Raw genomic sequence first — 19,669 nt, forward strand, 5'->3', positions numbered from 1 at the left:
GGAGTATATAAAATAAACTGTTTTTTAGAGTTTGCATTTTGATTGTAAATCTTTGATGAAAGTACTGAAAAAATGACAATTTAGAGGAGTATCCTGTATCTTGAGATAATGTAAATTTAGCAAGGCTGCGTCCTCATTCGAGAGCACTTCAGAGTTGTTATACTTATAACTTAAAAGACTATTTTCTTTAACATCTTTGTCAAATGTAAACTGCCCAAGGCCTACAAAAAACATTTGTTTTAGTTTAGAAAGAATCAATGATTTATCTTTGATTAATTTAGTATTTATCCTTAGAATACCACTGTAAAATTTTGAATTATTATCACCCATAAAATTATAAGTAACTAAATTGTAAGGATGAGCTTCTCCCTTTTCTTTTATAGTTTCTAGGTCGGGTATAATATCTTCTGTAGTCTTTATTAGGTAATTTGATTTTTCTTTATTTCTTGTGAAGTTGATTTTAAGATTTTCTACTTTTATTGTACTAAAGAATTTTTTAAAATCTTTTTGGATTTTTTTGGGAATACTCTTGTCGAAGTAAACAATTATTTCACTTGCCCATTGTTTAGAGTTAACATGTTCATATTTACCACAATCTAGATTATTGTAAACGACATCTTTGTATAATCTTAATATTTTCTTATCGTTAAGATTATCACAAAAATATTTAATTTCATTTTGGCTCAAAGAAGAATTGTATCCGTACATGGTATCGTTATCAATTACTACATATCTATCTAACCATTTATAAGAACCTTTTAGTTTTTCTTTAGAGTAAGAAATTTTGGTCTGACTAAAAGAACTTACTGAAAAGAGTAAATACGTTATGAATATAAAAATTCGGGTCATAATATTTTAAACTTGTAAAACCCCTAAGTTAAAAGGTTTTTCGATAGGAGCGTGGTTAGCCGCTTCAATTCCCATGCTAATCCAAGTTCTAGTATCTAATGGGTCAATAACGCCATCTGTCCACAAACGAGCTGCCGCATAATATGGCGATACTTGGTTATCGTATCTATCTTTAATTTTATTGAATAGCTCTTCTTCTTTTTCTTTGGTAATTTCTTCGCCTTTCTTTTTTAGAGAAGCTTTTTCAATTTGAAGTAATACTTTTGCTGCTGATTTTCCACTCATTACTGCCAATTCAGCACTTGGCCAAGCAACGATGAGATTTGGGTCATACGCTTTTCCGCACATGGCATAATTACCTGCGCCGTAACTATTGCCAATAACAATCGTAAATTTTGGAACAACCGAATTACTTACCGCATTTACCATTTTGGCGCCGTCTTTAATAATGCCGCCATGTTCGGATTTACTGCCAACCATAAAACCCGTAACATCTTGTAAGAATACTAGCGGAATTTTTTTCTGATTACAATTCGCAATAAAACGTGTAGCCTTATCTGCCGAATCGTTATAAATCACACCACCAAATTGCATTTCCGAGGGTTTAGTTTTTGCACCTTTTGTTTTTACAATTTGACGCTGATTTGCAACTATACCGACGGCCCAACCATCAATGCGAGCATAGCCAGTAATTATAGTTTGTCCGTAACCTTTTTTGTATTCTTCAAATTCTGAATTATCCACTAAGCGATGGATAATATCATTCATATCATATTGGTCAGAGCGACTCTCAGGCAGAATTCCGTATATATCTTGCTCATTTTCGGTAGGTTTTTTGGAGTCGATTCTATTAAAACCTGCTTTATCAAAATCACCAATTTTATCAACGATGTTTTTTATTTTGTCTAGTGCGTCTTTGTCGTCTTTAGCCTTGTAATCAGTGACTCCAGAAATTTCGCAATGGGTTGTTGCACCACCGAGCGTTTCATTATCAATGGTTTCTCCAATAGCTGCTTTTACTAGATAGCTGCCTGCTAGGAAAATACTGCCTGTTTTATCTACGATAAGCGCTTCGTCACTCATAATAGGTAAGTAGGCGCCACCAGCAACACAACTGCCCATAACGGCAGCGATTTGCGTAATCCCCATACTACTCATCACGGCGTTATTTCTAAAAATACGCCCAAAGTGCTCTTTATCTGGGAAGATTTCATCTTGCATTGGTAAAAACACACCAGCAGAATCAACAAGATAAATGATTGGTAATCTATTTTCAATAGCAATTTCTTGAGCTCTAAGATTCTTTTTGCCAGTAATCGGAAACCATGCACCTGCTTTCACCGTGGCATCATTAGCAACGACGATACATTGCTTTCCTTTTACATAACCAATTTTTACCACAACACCGCCAGAAGGACATCCACCGTATTCAGGATACATATCTTCACCTGCAAACGCACCTATTTCAATTGATTTAGACTTTGGGTCTAATAAATAGTCAATACGCTCTCTAGCTGTTAATTTGCCTTTACTGTGATGTTTTTCAATACTTCGTTCGCCACCACCAAGTTTTACTTTGGCTAAACGTTTTTTTAAGTCGGAAACTAAAAGTTTGTTATGGTCTTCGTTTTTATTGAATTTTATATCCATCGATGCTTTTTTCTTTTGCACGAATTTACAAAACTATATGCTTTTGTATTTAGCTTAAATTCTAAATGAAACGTTAAATATTAATTACATGGAAATATATTCCTTGGAATATAAATATTTTATTCATAAGTTTGTACAACAAAAACAAACACATATGAAAACTATTATAGCATTTGCAGGAAGCGATAGCAGCACTTCAATAAATAAAAAACTAGCTACATACGCAGCGTCATTAGTTGGTGGAGTACAAGTAAACGTTTTAGATTTAAATGATTTTGAATTGCCTTTATATAGTATGGATAAAGAAAAAGCTAACGGTATTCCAGATAACGCACATAAATTTTTAAAAATTATCAAGTCGTCTGATGGCATCGTATTATCCTTGGCAGAACACAATGGTACATACGCGACGGTTTTTAAGAACTTATTTGATTGGATGTCACGAATTGATGGCAAATTATGGAGTGAAAAACCAATGTTATTAATGGCGACCTCTCCAGGAGCAAGAGGTGGACAGACCGGCTTGAACATTGCTGCAGACCGTTTCCAGTATATGGGCGGAAATATTATAGGTAAGTTTTCTTTACCAAACTTTAATGATAATTTCCAAGACGGTAAAATAATCAATAGCGATTTACTTTCAGATTTAATGGAAGAAGTAAAACAATTTGAAAATAGTCTGTAACCTACTCAAGTAATGGGAGATTTAGCCAAAGACATTAATTCAAAATTTGAAAGCAATAGAATCAAAGCGCTATTGAACATTATTTATACTGCAAACTGGATAACTAGCTGCCAGAACGAGTTTTTTAAACCTTTCGGGATTTCTCCACAGCAATATAATATTCTAAGAATATTGAGAGGGGCAAATACGGCTTTAAATGTTCAGACTATAAAAGATAGAATGTTAGAACGTGCTCCAAATGCAACAAGACTTATGGATAAGCTTTGTGCAAAAGGATATATAGAACGTTTACCATCTGAAGAAGATAGACGTGTTGTAAAAATTGTAATTACTCAAGAAGGTCTAAAGCTCTTAAATGAGATTCCTAAGAATTTAAATAGAGATTTATTAAAAAATCTTTCTGAGGAAGAAGCAGAACAGCTGAGCAATTTGCTTGATAAAATGCGTTAAGTTTTTTTTAGAAAAATTAAAAATCAAAGAATAATGACTACAATAATACATAGAGCAAATAGCAGAGGATTCGCTAACCACGGATGGTTACAAGCCAACCACTCATTTAGTTTTGCAAGTTGGTATAACCCAGAAAAAGTTCATTTTGGTGCATTAAGAGTATTAAATGACGACATCATTGCACCAAAAATGGGATTTGGGACACACCCACATGATAATATGGAGATTATAACAATTCCTCTAAGCGGTGTTTTAAAGCACCGTGACAATATGGGTGATGAGTGGATTCCAGTAACTCCGGGCGAAGTGCAAGTTATGTCTGCTGGGACTGGTGTGCAACATTCAGAAATTAATGGTTCTGTTGATGAATATTTAAGTTTGTTTCAAATATGGATTATTCCATCAAAACAAAACGTACAACCACGATATGACCAAAAGCGTTTTAGCGTTGAAGGACGAAAAGGAAAATTACAGACGCTAGTTTCATCCTTTGATGATAAAGACGAAGAAAGTTTAAAAATTCATCAAGAGGCTAGACTTTCACGAATTGATTTAAAGGCTAAACAGTCTTTTAATTATAGACTTAAAAGTGAAAACCATGGCGTATATGTTATGAGTATCTCGGGTCGTATTAGTGTTGAGGAAAAAGAAATTGATTCTAGAGATGCAGTAGGCATATCTAAAACAGATGGTTTTGAAATCACATCTAAAACTGATAGTGAGCTTTTATTTATTGAAGTTCCCATGATTGAGTTATAAGCCCAATAGCTATTTATAAAAATAAGCATCCATTTTTTGGATGCTTATTTTTGTTTAATTCACGATATTTGTGTTTCATCTAACTGACAAAAATTAAGATTACAATTATGGCAATGAATAAAAATACAGTGTTAGCTTGGGCTACCACAATAATGATAATAGTAGGTTTATGTTTAATAGCACTTGGAGCTTTTAGATATGATGATGTTGCAGGATGGGGATTTGCTGCTGTCGGTGGTGGCTTTTTCTGCATCGCTTGGGTGTTTAATGCATTAAAAGGACGTGTATAATGAGTGACGATAAAAAAATAATTTTTTCAATGTCTGGTGTTACAAAGACATTTCAATCTGCAAACACGCCTGTTTTAAAGAATATCTATTTAAGTTTTTTCTACGGTGCTAAAATTGGTATTCTTGGTCTTAATGGTTCTGGTAAATCTACATTACTGAAGATTATAGCGGGCGTAGATAAAAATTATCAAGGTGATGTTGTCTTTTCTCAAGACTACTCAGTTGGTTATTTAGAGCAAGAGCCTCAGTTAGATGAAGAAAAAACTGTTCTTGAAGTTGTAAAAGAAGGTGCTGCAGAAACTGTAGCCATTCTTGATGAGTACAATAAAATTAATGACCAATTTGGTTTAGAAGAGGTGTATAGCGATCCAGATAAAATGGAAAAGCTTATGAACCGTCAAGCCGAATTACAAGATCAGATAGATGCATCAAATGCTTGGGAACTTGACACAAAGTTAGAAATAGCAATGGACGCACTTCGTACGCCAGATGGTGATAAGAAAATAGGAGTACTTTCTGGAGGAGAAAGACGACGTGTGGCTTTGTGTCGTTTATTGTTACAAGAACCAGATGTTCTTCTTTTAGATGAGCCTACCAACCACTTAGATGCAGAGTCTGTACATTGGTTGGAGCATCATTTGGCACAATACAAAGGCACTGTTATCGCTGTAACGCACGATAGATATTTCTTGGATAATGTAGCTGGTTGGATTTTAGAACTCGATAGAGGTGAAGGTATTCCGTGGAAAGGCAATTATTCATCTTGGTTAGACCAAAAGTCTAAACGTTTAGCTCAAGAAAGTAAAACAGCCTCTAAGCGTCAGAAAACATTAGAACGAGAGTTAGAATGGGTAAGACAAGGCGCAAAAGGTCGCCAGACTAAGCAAAAGGCACGTTTAAAAAATTATGATAAGCTTATGAGTCAAGACCAAAAGCAACTTGATGAAAAGCTGGAAATATATATCCCTAACGGTCCGCGTTTAGGAACAAATGTTATTGAAGCTAAAGGTGTAAGTAAAGGTTATGATGACAAATTGCTTTATGAAGACTTAAACTTCAATTTACCTCAAGCAGGAATTGTTGGTGTTATTGGACCTAATGGTGCTGGAAAGACCACAATTTTTAGAATGATTATGGGTGAAGAAACGCCAGATAAAGGCGAATTTATCGTTGGAGAAACAGCTAAAATTGCTTATGTAGATCAATCACATTCTAATATAGACCCAGAAAAAACGATTTGGCAAAACTTTAGTGATGAGCAGGAATTAGTAATGATGGGTGGAAAACAAGTCAATTCTCGAGCGTATTTAAGCCGATTCAATTTCTCGGGCAGTGAACAAAACAAAAAAGTGAGTTTGCTATCTGGTGGAGAACGTAATCGTTTGCACTTAGCAATGACACTAAAAGAAGAAGGTAACGTGCTACTTTTAGATGAGCCAACAAATGATTTAGATGTAAATACTTTGAGAGCCTTAGAAGAAGGTTTGGAAAATTTTGCTGGTTGTGCAGTTGTGATTAGTCACGACAGATGGTTCTTAGATAGAATATGTACACACATCTTAGCTTTTGAGGGTGACTCACAAGTTTATTTCTTTGAAGGTGGTTTTTCTGAATATGAAGAAAATAAAAAGAAACGTCTTGGTGGTGACTTAATTCCAAAACGAATTAAGTATAAAAAGTTAGTAAGATAAAATTGTAAGACATTTACATAAAAAAACCAGCCTATAAGGCTGGTTTTTTGTTTTATACTATTTGTTTCAAAGGTCATCATAGAGATGGCCGCTGGTAAAGTCTTTATATGAATCGTCCACATCTCTAAACGCATTTGTTTCCATTAACTTCTTATTCTGAGCTTTAAGTTTATACATCTTAATTATTGCAATAGCAATTAAAACTATGAAAACAAAGCATACAGTTAGGAGTATGAGAGTAAGTTGATGTGTACTTACAGCGGAAGACGAAAGTAGGAAAATTCCACTCATTTTAGATTAATTACGATTCGGATACGATGCGAATATAGTAAAAAAGTGTAATTTGTAACTATTTAATAATAAATATTTTACAAAAAACTTATAAACAGATATACGATTAAGTGTTAATTATACCAGTTTAATAACATTACTTTTATATCTGAATTTTTTGCACTTACCTCATTTTTAAAGGCTTCAACATCACTCAAACCATCTTTGCCACGATAGTGATAAGGATAAACCTTTTTAGGTTTAAAATCTAGCACGGCACTAGCAGCGCTTTTTTCTGTCATAGTGTAAGGTAAATTCATACAGACAAATGCCATATCTATATCTTTTAAATTTCTCATTTCAGGGATATCTTCTGTGTCGCCAGAAATATAGATTCGCTTGAAATCAATATTAATAACATAACCATTTCCTCTACCTTTAGGATGAAATTTTAAAGCCTCTTCTCTTAGATTATACATCGGTATTGCTTCGATTTTAAGGTTATCTATCTCAAAATTGTCGTCGTTATTAAGAACAACTACATTATTAGCTATACTATTTGGGAGTTTATCGATTACTGCTTTTGGAGCAACTAGGGTTGTTTCACTCAAATTTAAATCCTTAAGCGTGTCAATATTTAGATGGTCTCCGTGAATATCTGTGATGAGCACAAAATCAGGTCTGCCCATGCCGTTAAATTTATCGGCGCCTCCAACAGGGTCTATGTAAAAGGTATAATCTTCACTTTTTAATACTAAAGTACCGTGATTAATAGGTTTTACTTCAATTGTTTTCGAATTACTTGAGGTATCCGATTCGTCCAAAGAGATACTTTTCTTCTTGTCGGAATTACAGTTACAAAGCAAAACGCCTAGCGCAAAAATCCAGATATATTTAGTTAACTTCATGATTATTATTTTTATCAAAGATATTACAAGTCAGTTTGCTGAAAAAGGATTGTAACATTTTTAATCATTTTCCTACTTATATTTTAGTCGTAATCTTTTTATACTCTTAAAAAATTACCGAAATTGCTTAACCATTATTGTTCAACCTAAAAATACCATCACAATATGTCTGATGATTTTGATTTACTAGAAACCAATTCACAAGAAAAACCAGAAAAAGTTGATGTCAATTGGGGTAAAGCCATTGACCAAATGAAATCTAAATTAGCCCAAGAGGATGACCCAGAAAGTCGTCAGAAAATCTTAAATGCCACGTTAGACAATGTTGTTGATATGGCAGAAAAAGATAGGACAACGCTCTTAGATGCTATTAAAGATTTAACAGATTATCAAGACGAAGTTGGTATTATGTTCGAAGGATTTTCTGCACTTAATGCAGCAGAGCAAAAAATCATCGATGATGCTGTTAAACGTTTAGAGCGCGCTAAAGTTGAACTTGAAGATGCTAAAAATAAGCCCGATACCTGGTGGAATAATCTTTGGGGGCGTAAGAGCAAGATTAAAAATGCCGAAGACGAGCTTGCCGCTGCACAAAAAGAACGCGATTCTGCCGATAACAGAGCAAAAGCTATGTTTCAAGAGCGTATTGAAACTGCTGATGTTCAGACATTATTAAATGAATTATCATTTAAAAGTCAGGCAGCAATCAAACGTCTTAAAGACCGTGAAGTTGAAATTAAAGAAGTTGAAGACAAACTTCAAGACGCTATTGTAGAAGCAAGTAAAAATCATACCAAAGCTTTAGAGAAAAAAGCTGAAGTTGAAGATAAATTGGAGGCAGAGTATGCATTACTTAAACAAGCACGTCAAGCATTAACAGACGTTGCGGATAAGCAATCTACTGAGTATTCCGAAGCATTGTCTAAAGTAACAAAACTAGAGCAGTCTGTTGAAGAACTTGAAGGTCTTAAAAACGCCTATACCACTTTAGCAGCTTCTAAAGATAGTTTTGTACATAAACACAATTTAACAATTAAGGTTTTAACCTCGTTAAGAAGCAACTTACAAACGCACCGTGCTAAATTAAAGAGTGATACAGACGAGCGTTTAAAATATTACGACGGTTACATTGTGGCTTTAAAAGCACGTACAGACCAAGAATTTGCCGCCATTTTAGAACACTTAGGTGTTAAAACAGATGAGCATATTGGTGAGACACTTGCAGCAATGCATACCGCTAGTGCAAGAGCACGTCAAGAAATGATGGATAATATTCCGGTTCACGAAAAAGTAATGCAAGGTGTTTATGGAAGTTATGCTGAAGCTTTGAAGGAAATCCGTAATAAAGATATCGAAATTCAGAAAAACTTTGCAGACCGTTACGGCATAGATATGAAAGCTATTTTTGACGAATATTACAATTCAGACAATACGGTTCCAAATAACCCTGAAAGTGATAATGCTGGCGGCAACGATGCGCCAAAACCTCAGGCAGAAGACGATTTATTAGGATAAAATAATTTGGGCGTTACCAAGACATGCCGAAAGGCATTGTCTTGGTCAGGCTTTCGCAAGTCGCTTCCCTATCGGGAGAGCTCCAACAATTGCTCAATCCTTAACGCAGAAAACAAATTTAATTATAGATGACAAATTATTTCACTGAAAAAAATATAAAGACTTTTCTCTTATATTTTCTTGTCTTTAGCATTGTAATTTTTATTGTTCACAAAAATTTGTTGGCATCAGTTTTATTTGGATTCATTCTTACAATAGCAATGTTTATAATTCAAATTGTATTTAAATCTGAGAAGAAATAATTTTCAGCGATAAAAATGATAGTAACACCTTTAGATTCCGCACAATTAGATTCCAAACAACAGTACGAGTTTTATCATCGTATGGTAGACTTTACGGTCAAGGAGCTTATTGTAAAAATGCAACAACAGCAATTGTGCAGTGAGCAAGAATTGGTGTTTTTCAAACAATACTGCGATTTACTGCTGTATTCAATCGAAGCCATGCGTGTAAAATACATGTACGATGATGAGGATAATATGAAAATTGACCTCACTGACTCAGGCTTTCCAAATTATTTAGAGTTTCGCTATCTATTTAATGACTTGGCACTGCGTGAGGAATATCTAAATCGTTTAACTTCGGTAGAAACGCTTCAAGACGAGTTCTTAGATACCTTAATGCGAAAAAAAGAACCGATTAAAAAATCGAAACTTTTTCAGGCTGCATCCATAGTCTATTATACTAATGTCAAGCAGCAATTTATCTTTAATCGCTTTGTACAAGGTAAGATTTTAAAATCGCCAAATCCAGAGATTGCAGAATACATGACCAGTTGGAGTTTTTACGATGTGTCTCATAACAGACCTTTTATTTGCTTTATGTATTTTAATTACGACGGTAGAGACCCTAATAAAGATAAAACAGAAATTTACCAAGCTATTAAGCAATCTGCTGACCGCGAAATGAATCTCGATGCAATGGCTTACGCTTTAGATAGAAAGTTGCCAGATGTAATGCCTAAATATGTAAAGCGTATTGATTTAGGGCCATTACATAACGTTTTTGCTAAAGATGAGAATGATATTACACATACTATATTAGACGCTATTGCTAAAAAAGATATTCCTTTAGAAAGCTATGCGTTTTCACTAAAAATAGATGAGTTAAAATCAACTTCAGAATTTAAAGAAGGCAGTTTTTTTAGTAAGCAAATCTTTCAAAAATGGGGTCAGATTATTAAGCAAAAATATGTTCTGGCACCACATCGTGTAATTCAATTACTATATAACAAAACTCCAGAAGTCATTGATAAATTGGCAAAGCCGCCAATTCAAGTGAGTGATTTATAAAATTTTCAACTTGAAACTTTAGAACTTAAAACTTTAAACTACTTTGGAACACAACTCAACATTCCCAATAAAACAATCCGAACTAGATATGCTTCGTGATGAAGCCACATCGTATATAAAAAGTATACAATGGGAGCAAGGCGAGCGCGCACGAAATAAAGATAAAGACGCACAAGACGAATCTATTTTACTTTACTTGTCACGAGCAAAAGGCAATGGAGGAACAGAACTAACGTCGGTTTCAAAAACCATTTTAGAATTAAAAAAGCGTCTTCTACCAGAATCTGTTGCACTTCCTGTACACTTAAATAGCACATTATATGCAGTACAAGAAGGTATTGGTATGGGATTATGGATACGAGATAGTTATTATGATGCATCAGGATTATCATCTTTAATCGAAAACAAATCGGCTTTAGATAGTAACGGTAAACGCGAGTACGAAAGCAAAATGCTTACCGCAACAGCATTTATGTTATTCTCGATTGCTTATAAAATTTTACACGACTTAAAACCTAAAGCTTCCGATGATTTAAGCGTCATGAAACAGAAATTTGCTGGTATTCCAGAAGTATCTTTTTTAACGCCTTTAAAAGGAATTTCTTGCAGTCTCTTTTATTATGATAAGTATTTAGGTCATCCTGAAATCATTAAAACAGACAAAGATGTTGTTGATTTTACGGTAGTATATTTTGAAGCGTTGATTTCAGAAATTCAGCTACGAAAAAGCACTTTAGAATATACCGAAACTATTGTCGATAGAGCTTACAAGTTAGAAAATAGCGACTTTGCTATCGATGGTTGGAGCAACACATTTGAAGGTACTGCCAAAAGCGTAGAATTCAATAAAATACAGTTTGAGCAAATTGTTGGTAACCGAGATGCCAAGCATTTTGCACGTCGTTTAACCGAGCGTATGTTAAGCTACGATTTTGAGGCTAAGAAAAACCCATTTCAAGAACTTGGTGGATTTATGCCAGTTTTTATGGGTTATGGAATTCCCGGAACAGGTAAAAGTATGCTTATTGCAGCTATTGCTACGCGACTAAAAGCGCATTGCGATAACTTAGATATTCCGTTTTTATTTCATCCTATGCCAGATACCTTGATTAGTACATTTCAAGGTGGTTCGGCTGAGAAAATGGTAGAGTGGATGAAACCACTTCAAGACCCAACAAAATTAATTTTTGCACCTATTGATGATGCCGAAAATAATTTACAAGAACGTACCGCACAAGGGGTTTCCGCAGGTGTTAAGGAAGTCATTGGTGTATTCTTAAGATATACTGAAGGTGCTTACGCGGTAAACTACGGTAATAGTTCTATAGGATTATTTACAAACCTTCCAGAAATGTTGGATAAGGCTGTAATTTCTCGTGTGCAAGGTCGATTTAAGATAGATGGCGCACGAACTGAGCACGATTTCTTAGACCAAGATTATATTTGGTGGCGAAAATTACAAGATACGATGCCAGATTTTATAAATATGAATGACCCTGAAGGTTACAAATACTTAGCAGACCAAGGCTTAGCAAAAAGCATGGGAGAAATTCTTAATGCAGTAGAAAAGCCAACAGAAGAACGCGTGTACGATACTTTTGATAAGGTGGAAAAGTTACATCAATCCGAAGACCATATGTTCTATGCAACCTTATACAAAGAGATTCAGAAGATATTTCCGTTCTTTTCGTCTCGTGATGTGCGTAACATACAATCGGCAATATCACTACGTTTAACTGATTTTGATTTAGAAAAAGATTGGTTTGAGAATCCGGATAAATATTTTAAGAAGGATTACGCGACTAAATTCAATATGCTTCAGGAATTGATGAAGGCTAATATGAAAGGTTTAAACTTCTCAGACATTCGTCGTCAAGAGGTTATTCGTTATTTAGATAATGTGGCTACTATTGCAGATACAGACTTTAAACGTAAAGTTGACGCTAGAGTTAATCAATTAAATATTGAAACTGAAGCAAGAGAGCAGTTTGGGAAACGCGATTAAGTTTTGAAAAAAGTTTGGCATATAATAAAAAAGTATTTTCTGACTTCATGGATTATAGTTATAAGCTTAATCATTGTTGTTAGTTTGTTAAATTTTAAGGGAATGAAAAATATTTACATATCATTAATTCTCTTTGGAATTATAGGTCTTTTTTTATCAATCTTAGATTTTATAGAATACTTAAAGTATGAGAAAATAAGACCTAAGAGAATAGAAAAGTGGCTTGATTTGAAACCTTTTTCAGATTTCAAAATGAAGAAATTTGAAAAACAAAATAGCTATTATAGAGGAATAATAAATAATTATTTTGTTTTAGTTGGTATTGAATGGGAAGATTATCAAAAAAATCCAAGTTACTATCTAAAAGTTTTATTTAATCCATATTCTAAAGATAAAATAATGTCTTTTAACCATTTCATAAAAAAAAATGATTTTGGAAATACAGATTATTTTAATGATTTGCAGAGTCTCAATAAGTATTACAATAAAAAAGAATTTTCAAAAATCAATTATATAGATTTGAATAGAGAAATAAATAAAATGATTGATTATCTAGTTAAAAATAATTTTAAATCTATTAGTCTTGTTAAATGGAATAAGAGTAAAGATTATGTTTGCGAAGTCAAAGAAGATTATTTAAAAAGGGTTTAAAAAAGAGAGATGCAAAAGCTCAAAGTAGCAAATTTATACAGAAGTGAGCTTATTCCGGTAAGTGGCAAACTCGTTGAGCGTTATAACAAATGCCTATTAAAATTGGGGTTTACAGAAACTAAGCTCAAAAAGTTTTCTATTGATGGTGTGGGTTGGAGTCCAGAAGTAGCAGAAGAAAAGAAAGACGATAATTACTTGTGTAATGGACCTTCAAATCCGCACGGCATTATTATTTCGCCTTTGCAGAACCGTAAGCCGGTTTATTCGCCTTACCATTCGTTCGACCGTGATATGATGCAGTTGATTTTCAAAAGCTATTCAAAAAAAATCAATGACATCACTCGCGATTCGGCTATAATTATAGATTTTGACCAAAAGATAGATACGTTTTATGAGCCATTAGATGTTCTAAAATACGGTACCATAACCATTAATTTCCATCTGATGGATAATCTGTATCATCAGCAGCAAGAGCAATTTCAGCTTATTGAGAAGTTTAAAACGGGTCATAATTTTATAGATGAAACACTGCAAGCTCAAATTTTGGAATCAGCTAAAGCTTATGGCGATTTGCGCGGTAGAGATTTAACATTACCAAATCTTAAGTTTGAAACGAATTCCTTTTATACAAAGGCGTTTGGTGGTGTTTATGTGCTTCGAGATTTTATAAAGCCTATCGTCGTTTTTGAAGATATGGTGTCTTATAAAGAGGCTATAAAAGACACACATTATGATGTGCTGATTTATCATATATCACATCCAGAGCTTATAGAAAAACTTAGGGACCACATTATTATTGAGTGTAATTTGGAAGCTATTGTTAATACACGAAAGTACGAAAGAATAAAAAAGTATGAGTTTGCGCAATTACTAAAGGATACACAACATCCAATTAATGATATTTTATCAGACTCTGTATTATTTAAAAGTTATCTGAACAAACTTGATGTGCAATCTCGAAAGCAAGTTATGAGTGTAGAACTTTATCTTGAGCGGCTAGAGCGCAGTAATGCCTATAAGCTAGAGGATATGGTAGATGAGCAAATGTATTTTGCGTTGCATCAACCACATTCATCTTTAGATGTAAAGCATCAAGATTTAATTTGGAAATTATTAATCAACGTGGCACCTAAAGATGTGCTCTTTCTGTACTGGTACGATAAGGAGCAATTTTACAAGAATTATGATGCTTGGGATGAGTCGTTTAGAGACTGGGTGATAGACGAGATATTATCTAATATATAATAATAAAGCCGCATTTAGTAAACTATATGCGGCTTTATTTGGTATTAAAAACTATAACTAATTAATTCTTCATAATTTTTAATATGGATGACTGACCATTAGTTGAATGGAAAAGCTTTATAAAATATAGCCCTACATCTAAATCTGTCATATCAATTTTAGAAAAACGCTTATTTTCATTTAGTTTTAATGATTTTATTTTTTTACCAACAATATTGTAAATTTCAATTTTATTAAAATCAACTTTAGATTCTATGTTTAAAATATCTTTAGTTGGATTTGGAAAAACTGAAAAGCTAATATCTTCATTGCTATTAACACTCAAAACTTCCTGGGGAATAAAAGAGTAAACACCATCAATATTGCTAAAATTACCTGTTAATGTTACACCTCCATTATATGTTCCAAGGGTTGCAGAACTTAGTTCTGCATTACCATTTCTTGGTTTTCTATTAATAGATAAATCTGCTCTAGTATAACTTCCTCCAGCAGCACTTATAGCATTTTCCCAGCCAGATATTTCTGCTTCAGTGAAATAGAAGGTAACATCTACATCTCCATTTGTAGCCTGTTGACCTACTGTAATATTAAATTGCTTATCCATAGCTAAATCAGGTGCAGTGGAACCCTGAAAGGATTGAGCACCTGTCCCTGACCTTGAAACAAATAAATCTATACATTCATATGCCTCATTATTGTTATTAGAAAGAGCAGCTAAAATATTTCCTGAAACTGACTCGTAGACATACATAGTTCCAAGACCATTAAATAAAGTTTCATTATTTCCACTTTCGCTAGTAGAGGTTTGAATTTGAGCTTCACCAAATCCTGAAATAGAAATATTATCTAATGCCATAGCATAAGCCCAATTACCTAAATCATTATAAAGAAATGAGATTAATACATTAGATTGACCAATGAGTGGTGTTAAATCGATGCTCATACTACTCCATTGACTAGAGGAAGGTATTTCGCCTCCAATATTTTGCCAAGTAGCACCATTGTCAATAGATGTTTGAACAAATGCATCTGATGCATATTGGTCGTTTGAGTCTAAATATTTAATATCAAAATTCAGACTTGCATTATTATAGTTAGAGAGATCTATAGGTGTTGAATATTCCAGACGTTCTTCACTCATGTCACAGTTACAGCTATCGTCATTAACATAAACAAAACTTGTGTCATTACCATTAGCACTCCAGTTAGCGGAAGATGCATCAGTAGCTGTACCAATAGAAAAATTTGTAGTGCCGTTTCCTGAGATAGTCCAATTAGATAAATCGGTTTCAAAATCTTCAGACATAAGTGTAGCTTGACTTCCTACATCTGGAGTGAAATCATCGTCCATTATAATATGTGTGAAACTACTATTTTCTGCAAGACTAGCATCTCCACCGTTAGCATCTAAAGATAAATCAAGTGTAAATTCTTCATTTCCTTCAACAAAGCCATCATTATAAATACGAAGAGTTATCTGTTTATCTTCATCATCTCCAGCTAAAAATGTAATTGGATTTGGTGTTAAAATCTCAAAATCAGAACCAGCGGTAGCAGTTCCAGATGTATTAATTGTTACATCGGCATTTTCGGAAGGAGGCATTGCAATCCTTAAATTAAATGTAATTTCCTGAAAATTACAATCTGAGCCTTCAGAACTTTCACTAGGAACACTACCAAAACTAACTCTTGGAGTATCTGGATTTGGATCATCAATACTACCTGCAGGCATGTTTGCAACACCAATTGCATTTATTATTTCATCAGAGCGCCCAGCTGCGCCATTAGGACATCCACCTGTGTTATGAAGCCCAATGACTAAATGATCTTCATATCTCAAGACTGGTGATCCAGAACTACCGCCTTCAGTATCATGAAAATATTCTACTCTCGCTCCGCCATCACCAGCATTAGTGACAGTTGTAAAACCTCCTGGACCAGGATTTGTATCTGTAGTAACAGCTATTTCGTTGCGTCTACCACCAGGGTGTTGGGGGTGATAGATACGGTCTCCAACCTCGGCAGGTGTTGAGGCCAAACTGAGGTAACCATATTTTTCAACTGCTGTAAGCTCGTTTGGATCAGTAGGACTAGGTAGTAATAGTAAAGTAAAATCTAATGTACCTGAGGTTTGAATGAAAGTTGCAGAAGTGGCTACTATATCTGTTGCATCTGCATTTAAACCTGAGCAATCAGTATTGCGGTAATTAAACCAGAATTCTGTATTTGCTGCATCAGCTGCATTTTCAACGCAGTGATTATTGGTCATTACATGGCCTTCAGTGCCTAGTAACCATCCTGTACATAAACTTCCACCACCAATCAATAATCTACAAATAGCTTCGGATTTCCTACCTATTTCTGTGCCGTCGTAACATGCTGCTTGCTCTCTTTCGTCTCCACCACAGACAGTTTCAAGTTGTTGAGAAGTTGTTTCAAAAGCACCAGTAATTTTATTTATAGGGTATCCATATGCAACACGTGAGATATCAAAGCCATAATGATTACCATTACCGTTTTGACTATGTAATTCCATAATTATGTGATCGTCCCATATGGTGGCTGACCAAAATTCGCTTATGGTATCTCCATTATTATTAATTACTTTTCCTGAACCTGTATATATAAATTCCTGGCTATTAGATGCTCCATAAATTCGTAAGTAGTCATTATCATTTAAATCAAAATTTTCAAAATACACCTTAACGTATCCAGAACCTGTAGATCTAAATTCTTTAAAATACACGATACCAGAATTTGTATTGTTATACTCTGTGTTAGAAGTAAGGTTTACTTCAATCTCGTCACCAACTTTTAAGGGTGCAGAAACCTCTTGTGCACTAATAAAAAGACTAAATAAGAATGTTAAAAAAAGTAAGTATTTTCTCATTATAAAATCGTTAAAAAATTATTTTCAGTAAATCTAAGTATTATTTATATAATCTCATAAATAAATATATTTGTAGATAGCGTAACATTAGTATAATTTAGAAGACTTATAAAATAAAACCATGGGACTAGAACTCGTCATATTTATCGCAGCTATTTTATTTGGGATTTTCTTGTATTGGAGAGAATCTAATGGAAATGGCGCGTATCGTACTTTAAATAAAATTGTGAATAGTAAGGAGCTTCAGATGTCACCAGACGACCCAAAAGGATTTGTCTATAAACAAGGTCTTTTACCGCGCATTATATTTGTTGTTACACTGGTATTAATTGCTGCTCTTATTGTTGAGTTTCTAACGCCAATAGCTGTTTTTTCAAGTTATAATGGTATATCTGCTTTTGCATCTTTTGCTGTAGGTACGCTGATAGGTACTTATTTGGCAAGCTTTGTTTTAAAATCTACTCAAGTGATAGAGGAAAAAAGCGATTCTCTTACAGACTTGGTTGGCGAAGCTGTTGAAAAAGGTAAGGATTTGATTGAAGATTTAAAGACCAAAGATACTAAGGTCGTAGAAGCAGCTAAAGAGGAAATAAAAGAAACACCAAAACCTAAAAGTGATGAAGTAGACCAAAAATCTGCTCGTGAGCGATTGAAGGATAAGGGGTTGATGTAAAGCCCATCCTTAATCCTTCCCAAAGGGAAGGAAACTCAATTCCCTATTTTCCCCTTTGGGGAAATGTCCGAAGGACAATGGGGCTAAAACATTTAAAATGATAAAATCTTATTGGAAAAAAGGACGTAAACAAAAGATTATTACAGTATTACTTAGTATAATCTTACTTATTCTCTTGTTTATTTTAAGAGACGACTATCAACCAGCATTATTATTTCTAAGAAAATTCATCTTTATAATAGTAGTTAGTTTAGTCATTCTGATATTAGGATTACGAAAATTCAGAAAAACGGCTAGTACTGGAGCTCGTTTAGGTATTTTAGGCTTATTACTTGTTTTCTTTGGAATACTATATGTTTTTGGTTGGCATTATGGGATGTATGATTATATGAAAACATACAATGTGTTTAATCATCTAAATCGTGTTGAAATTCATGAACTCCCACTAACACAAAACGAGCGTATTCAACCGTTGCGAAATATTTTTTCTATGGCAAACGAAAGTGTAGGTGAAACAAAAGATGTATCTCTTCCGCATTTGGTTAGAGTAGATGATGAGAATAAATGGACGATGGCCATTCAACCTAGTGAAAAGTATATTATGCAGCGTATTAGTGATAATACCGAAGAGGTTTTCTCTGTAAGTAGTACCACGCCATTTCCGCGTTTTTCTAATGATAATCGTATACCTGTGACCTTTTCTATAGGTGAAACCTTAAAGTTTAGCCGAAACACATATAATGCTGTAGTACAACGATTTAATCCTTGGATGTTATTTAATTATGAGCCTAGTGATACGTTTTATATGAAAAATGACAACGGTGAATGGGTTCAGGTCGTTAGCTTAATTAAATGGAAAGGTTTTTTCTTTCCATACCCAACTTTTGGAGGAGTGATGATTATAGACAATGGCGAACACGATTTTAATGATTATTTAGAGAGAATCACTATTGGAAAAGGTACTTTTGTTAGTCCAGATGAAATAAAGAATTATCCATTTTTAACTAAGCAGAATACTTTGTCTGAAAAAGTATCTCAACTACAGGCAGAATCTTTAAAGTTTTTAGGTGGTTTTAGCGACCCATTACCATGGAATATGGAAACCGCTGTAAAGATCCCAGAAATGCCAGAAGACCAAAATCAACAACCTTACGTTACAGACTTCGATTTTGTAGATAGTAATACAAATGCTTACAGTGGTTTGTATCATTGGTTTGGTCTTGAGCCTGTGGGTGCAGACCGAACGAGCTTAAGTTATAGTGTATTTATTCCAGCTGATGGAACAGACAAATTATATTACTATGACCATGCAAGTAAAAAACAAGGTTATGCAGGTGTTTCGGCAATGCCTTTAAAAATAATAGAGTCTCGCAAAGAGTTTGATTGGGATGCCAATAAACCCGTAGAATTTAGACCATACATCAAGGACATTGCTGGTCGTAAACGTATGTTCTTTTTAGGAACTGTTTCTGCAATAAACAAAAAAGGACAGTTTGATGGCTCTGCAACACCAGATTTAGCCTTAGTAGATAGTGAATACCGTGATGTGGTTTGGATAGATGTAAAACACCCAAGCACTTGGGATGAGACTATTTATAATCAATTAAACGAAGCTTGGCGATCTAGCGAAGGTATCGGTTACTATTTTAATGAAAGGCCAAAATCAGATGTAGATATTCAGCAAACTATAGATTCTTTGAAGGTGGTACCAAAAATTAAGGATAATACTGAGCAGATTGAAGCTTTACAGCGTAAGTTAGATTCTTTAAAAGCTTTGGAGAATTAA

General features: G+C 34.1%; 17 protein-coding genes. 12 read left to right on the forward strand and 5 right to left on the reverse strand.

Translation table 11 applies throughout. The annotated features are described in order from the left end of the window. Positions 1 to 24 precede the first annotated feature (24 nt). Positions 25 to 849 carry a hypothetical protein gene (locus BUB95_RS11255; RefSeq protein ID WP_073086497.1) on the reverse strand — a complete coding sequence of 275 codons (825 nt, stop codon included), beginning with the start codon at positions 847 to 849 and terminating at the stop codon, positions 25 to 27. A 6-nt stretch (positions 850 to 855) separates the two neighbouring features. After that, positions 856 to 2,499 carry an acyl-CoA carboxylase subunit beta gene (locus BUB95_RS11260; protein WP_073086499.1) on the reverse strand — a complete coding sequence of 548 codons (1,644 nt, stop codon included), beginning with the start codon at positions 2,497 to 2,499 and terminating at the stop codon, positions 856 to 858. Positions 2,500 to 2,653: 154 nt separating this feature from the next. On the opposite strand from BUB95_RS11260, the gene BUB95_RS11265 reads away from it, so the two are divergent. The 5 genes from BUB95_RS11265 (at position 2,654) to ettA (ending at position 6,374) form a co-directional block, all read left to right on the forward strand. Beyond that, entirely contained in the window at positions 2,654 to 3,184 is a 531-nt protein-coding gene (locus BUB95_RS11265) for an NADPH-dependent FMN reductase (RefSeq protein ID WP_073086501.1), read from the forward strand. Positions 3,185 to 3,196: 12 nt separating this feature from the next. Beyond that, positions 3,197 to 3,634, forward strand: coding sequence for a MarR family winged helix-turn-helix transcriptional regulator (locus tag BUB95_RS11270; RefSeq protein WP_073086503.1), 438 nt, complete (start codon positions 3,197 to 3,199; stop codon positions 3,632 to 3,634). Between the two features lie 33 nt (positions 3,635 to 3,667). Beyond that, entirely contained in the window at positions 3,668 to 4,393 is a 726-nt protein-coding gene (locus BUB95_RS11275) for a pirin family protein (RefSeq protein WP_073086505.1), read from the forward strand. Between the two features lie 107 nt (positions 4,394 to 4,500). Further along, entirely contained in the window at positions 4,501 to 4,683 is a 183-nt protein-coding gene (locus BUB95_RS11280) for a CAL67264 family membrane protein (protein WP_073086507.1), read from the forward strand. Continuing rightward, positions 4,683 to 6,374: an energy-dependent translational throttle protein EttA gene (gene ettA / locus BUB95_RS11285; protein WP_073086509.1), complete on the forward strand. Its 1,692-nt coding sequence runs from the start codon at positions 4,683 to 4,685 to the stop codon at positions 6,372 to 6,374. The genes BUB95_RS11280 and ettA overlap by 1 nt, the downstream gene beginning before the upstream one ends. A gap of 66 nt (positions 6,375 to 6,440) precedes the next feature. On the opposite strand, the gene BUB95_RS11290 is transcribed toward ettA, so the two are convergent. Together BUB95_RS11290 and BUB95_RS11295 are read right to left on the reverse strand one after the other, a co-directional pair. Further along, positions 6,441 to 6,665, reverse strand: coding sequence for a hypothetical protein (locus BUB95_RS11290; protein WP_073086511.1), 225 nt, complete (start codon positions 6,663 to 6,665; stop codon positions 6,441 to 6,443). Positions 6,666 to 6,778: 113 nt separating this feature from the next. Then, entirely contained in the window at positions 6,779 to 7,552 is a 774-nt protein-coding gene (locus BUB95_RS11295; protein WP_073086513.1) for an MBL fold metallo-hydrolase, read from the reverse strand. 165 nt (positions 7,553 to 7,717) lie between these two features. Here BUB95_RS11295 and BUB95_RS11300 point away from each other — a divergent pair, with 165 nt between their 5' ends. The 5 genes from BUB95_RS11300 (at position 7,718) to BUB95_RS11320 (ending at position 14,320) form a co-directional block, all read left to right on the forward strand. Continuing rightward, the gene (locus BUB95_RS11300) at positions 7,718 to 9,067 is read left to right on the forward strand and encodes a microtubule-binding protein (protein WP_073086515.1); all 1,350 of its coding nucleotides are present in this window, start codon (positions 7,718 to 7,720) and stop codon (positions 9,065 to 9,067) included. A gap of 317 nt (positions 9,068 to 9,384) precedes the next feature. Beyond that, positions 9,385 to 10,419, forward strand: a complete 1,035-nt coding sequence (locus BUB95_RS11305; protein ID WP_073086517.1) for a hypothetical protein — start codon at positions 9,385 to 9,387, stop codon at positions 10,417 to 10,419. Between the two features lie 43 nt (positions 10,420 to 10,462). Further along, positions 10,463 to 12,424, forward strand: a complete 1,962-nt coding sequence (locus BUB95_RS11310; RefSeq protein WP_073086519.1) for an AAA family ATPase — start codon at positions 10,463 to 10,465, stop codon at positions 12,422 to 12,424. A gap of 102 nt (positions 12,425 to 12,526) precedes the next feature. Next, positions 12,527 to 13,075, forward strand: coding sequence for a hypothetical protein (locus BUB95_RS11315; RefSeq protein ID WP_073086521.1), 549 nt, complete (start codon positions 12,527 to 12,529; stop codon positions 13,073 to 13,075). A gap of 9 nt (positions 13,076 to 13,084) precedes the next feature. Then, entirely contained in the window at positions 13,085 to 14,320 is a 1,236-nt protein-coding gene (locus BUB95_RS11320) for a DUF6638 family protein (RefSeq protein WP_073086523.1), read from the forward strand. Positions 14,321 to 14,381: 61 nt separating this feature from the next. Here BUB95_RS11320 and BUB95_RS11325 read toward each other — a convergent pair whose 3' ends face one another. Then, on the reverse strand, positions 14,382 to 17,210 hold the full coding sequence (locus BUB95_RS11325) for a trypsin-like peptidase domain-containing protein (protein WP_073086525.1): 2,829 nt from the start codon (positions 17,208 to 17,210) through the stop codon (positions 14,382 to 14,384). Positions 17,211 to 17,331: 121 nt separating this feature from the next. Between BUB95_RS11325 and BUB95_RS11330 the strand changes: the two genes are divergently transcribed. Both BUB95_RS11330 and BUB95_RS11335 read left to right on the forward strand, forming a co-directional pair. After that, positions 17,332 to 17,883 (forward strand): hypothetical protein, encoded by a 552-nt coding sequence (locus tag BUB95_RS11330; protein ID WP_073086527.1) that lies wholly within the window; start codon positions 17,332 to 17,334, stop codon positions 17,881 to 17,883. Between the two features lie 97 nt (positions 17,884 to 17,980). Then, a complete protein-coding gene (locus BUB95_RS11335; RefSeq protein ID WP_073086529.1) occupies positions 17,981 to 19,669 on the forward strand; it encodes a hypothetical protein in 1,689 nt (562 codons plus the stop codon).

This window comes from Winogradskyella jejuensis (assembly GCF_900129745.1).
In the GTDB taxonomy this organism is placed as follows: Bacteria; Bacteroidota; Bacteroidia; order Flavobacteriales; family Flavobacteriaceae; genus Winogradskyella; species Winogradskyella jejuensis.

Coding starts and splice junctions, on each gene's coding strand:
- BUB95_RS11255 (WP_073086497.1), bottom strand. CDS start 849: ATGACCCGAATTTTTATATTCATAACGTATTTACTCTTTTCAGTAAGT.
- BUB95_RS11260 (WP_073086499.1), bottom strand. CDS start 2,499: ATGGATATAAAATTCAATAAAAACGAAGACCATAACAAACTTTTAGTT.
- BUB95_RS11265 (WP_073086501.1), top strand. CDS start 2,654: ATGAAAACTATTATAGCATTTGCAGGAAGCGATAGCAGCACTTCAATA.
- BUB95_RS11270 (WP_073086503.1), top strand. CDS start 3,197: ATGGGAGATTTAGCCAAAGACATTAATTCAAAATTTGAAAGCAATAGA.
- BUB95_RS11275 (WP_073086505.1), top strand. CDS start 3,668: ATGACTACAATAATACATAGAGCAAATAGCAGAGGATTCGCTAACCAC.
- BUB95_RS11280 (WP_073086507.1), top strand. CDS start 4,501: ATGGCAATGAATAAAAATACAGTGTTAGCTTGGGCTACCACAATAATG.
- ettA (WP_073086509.1), top strand. CDS start 4,683: ATGAGTGACGATAAAAAAATAATTTTTTCAATGTCTGGTGTTACAAAG.
- BUB95_RS11290 (WP_073086511.1), bottom strand. CDS start 6,665: ATGAGTGGAATTTTCCTACTTTCGTCTTCCGCTGTAAGTACACATCAA.
- BUB95_RS11295 (WP_073086513.1), bottom strand. CDS start 7,552: ATGAAGTTAACTAAATATATCTGGATTTTTGCGCTAGGCGTTTTGCTT.
- BUB95_RS11300 (WP_073086515.1), top strand. CDS start 7,718: ATGTCTGATGATTTTGATTTACTAGAAACCAATTCACAAGAAAAACCA.
- BUB95_RS11305 (WP_073086517.1), top strand. CDS start 9,385: ATGATAGTAACACCTTTAGATTCCGCACAATTAGATTCCAAACAACAG.
- BUB95_RS11315 (WP_073086521.1), top strand. CDS start 12,527: ATGAAAAATATTTACATATCATTAATTCTCTTTGGAATTATAGGTCTT.
- BUB95_RS11320 (WP_073086523.1), top strand. CDS start 13,085: ATGCAAAAGCTCAAAGTAGCAAATTTATACAGAAGTGAGCTTATTCCG.
- BUB95_RS11325 (WP_073086525.1), bottom strand. CDS start 17,210: ATGAGAAAATACTTACTTTTTTTAACATTCTTATTTAGTCTTTTTATT.
- BUB95_RS11330 (WP_073086527.1), top strand. CDS start 17,332: ATGGGACTAGAACTCGTCATATTTATCGCAGCTATTTTATTTGGGATT.
- BUB95_RS11335 (WP_073086529.1), top strand. CDS start 17,981: ATGATAAAATCTTATTGGAAAAAAGGACGTAAACAAAAGATTATTACA.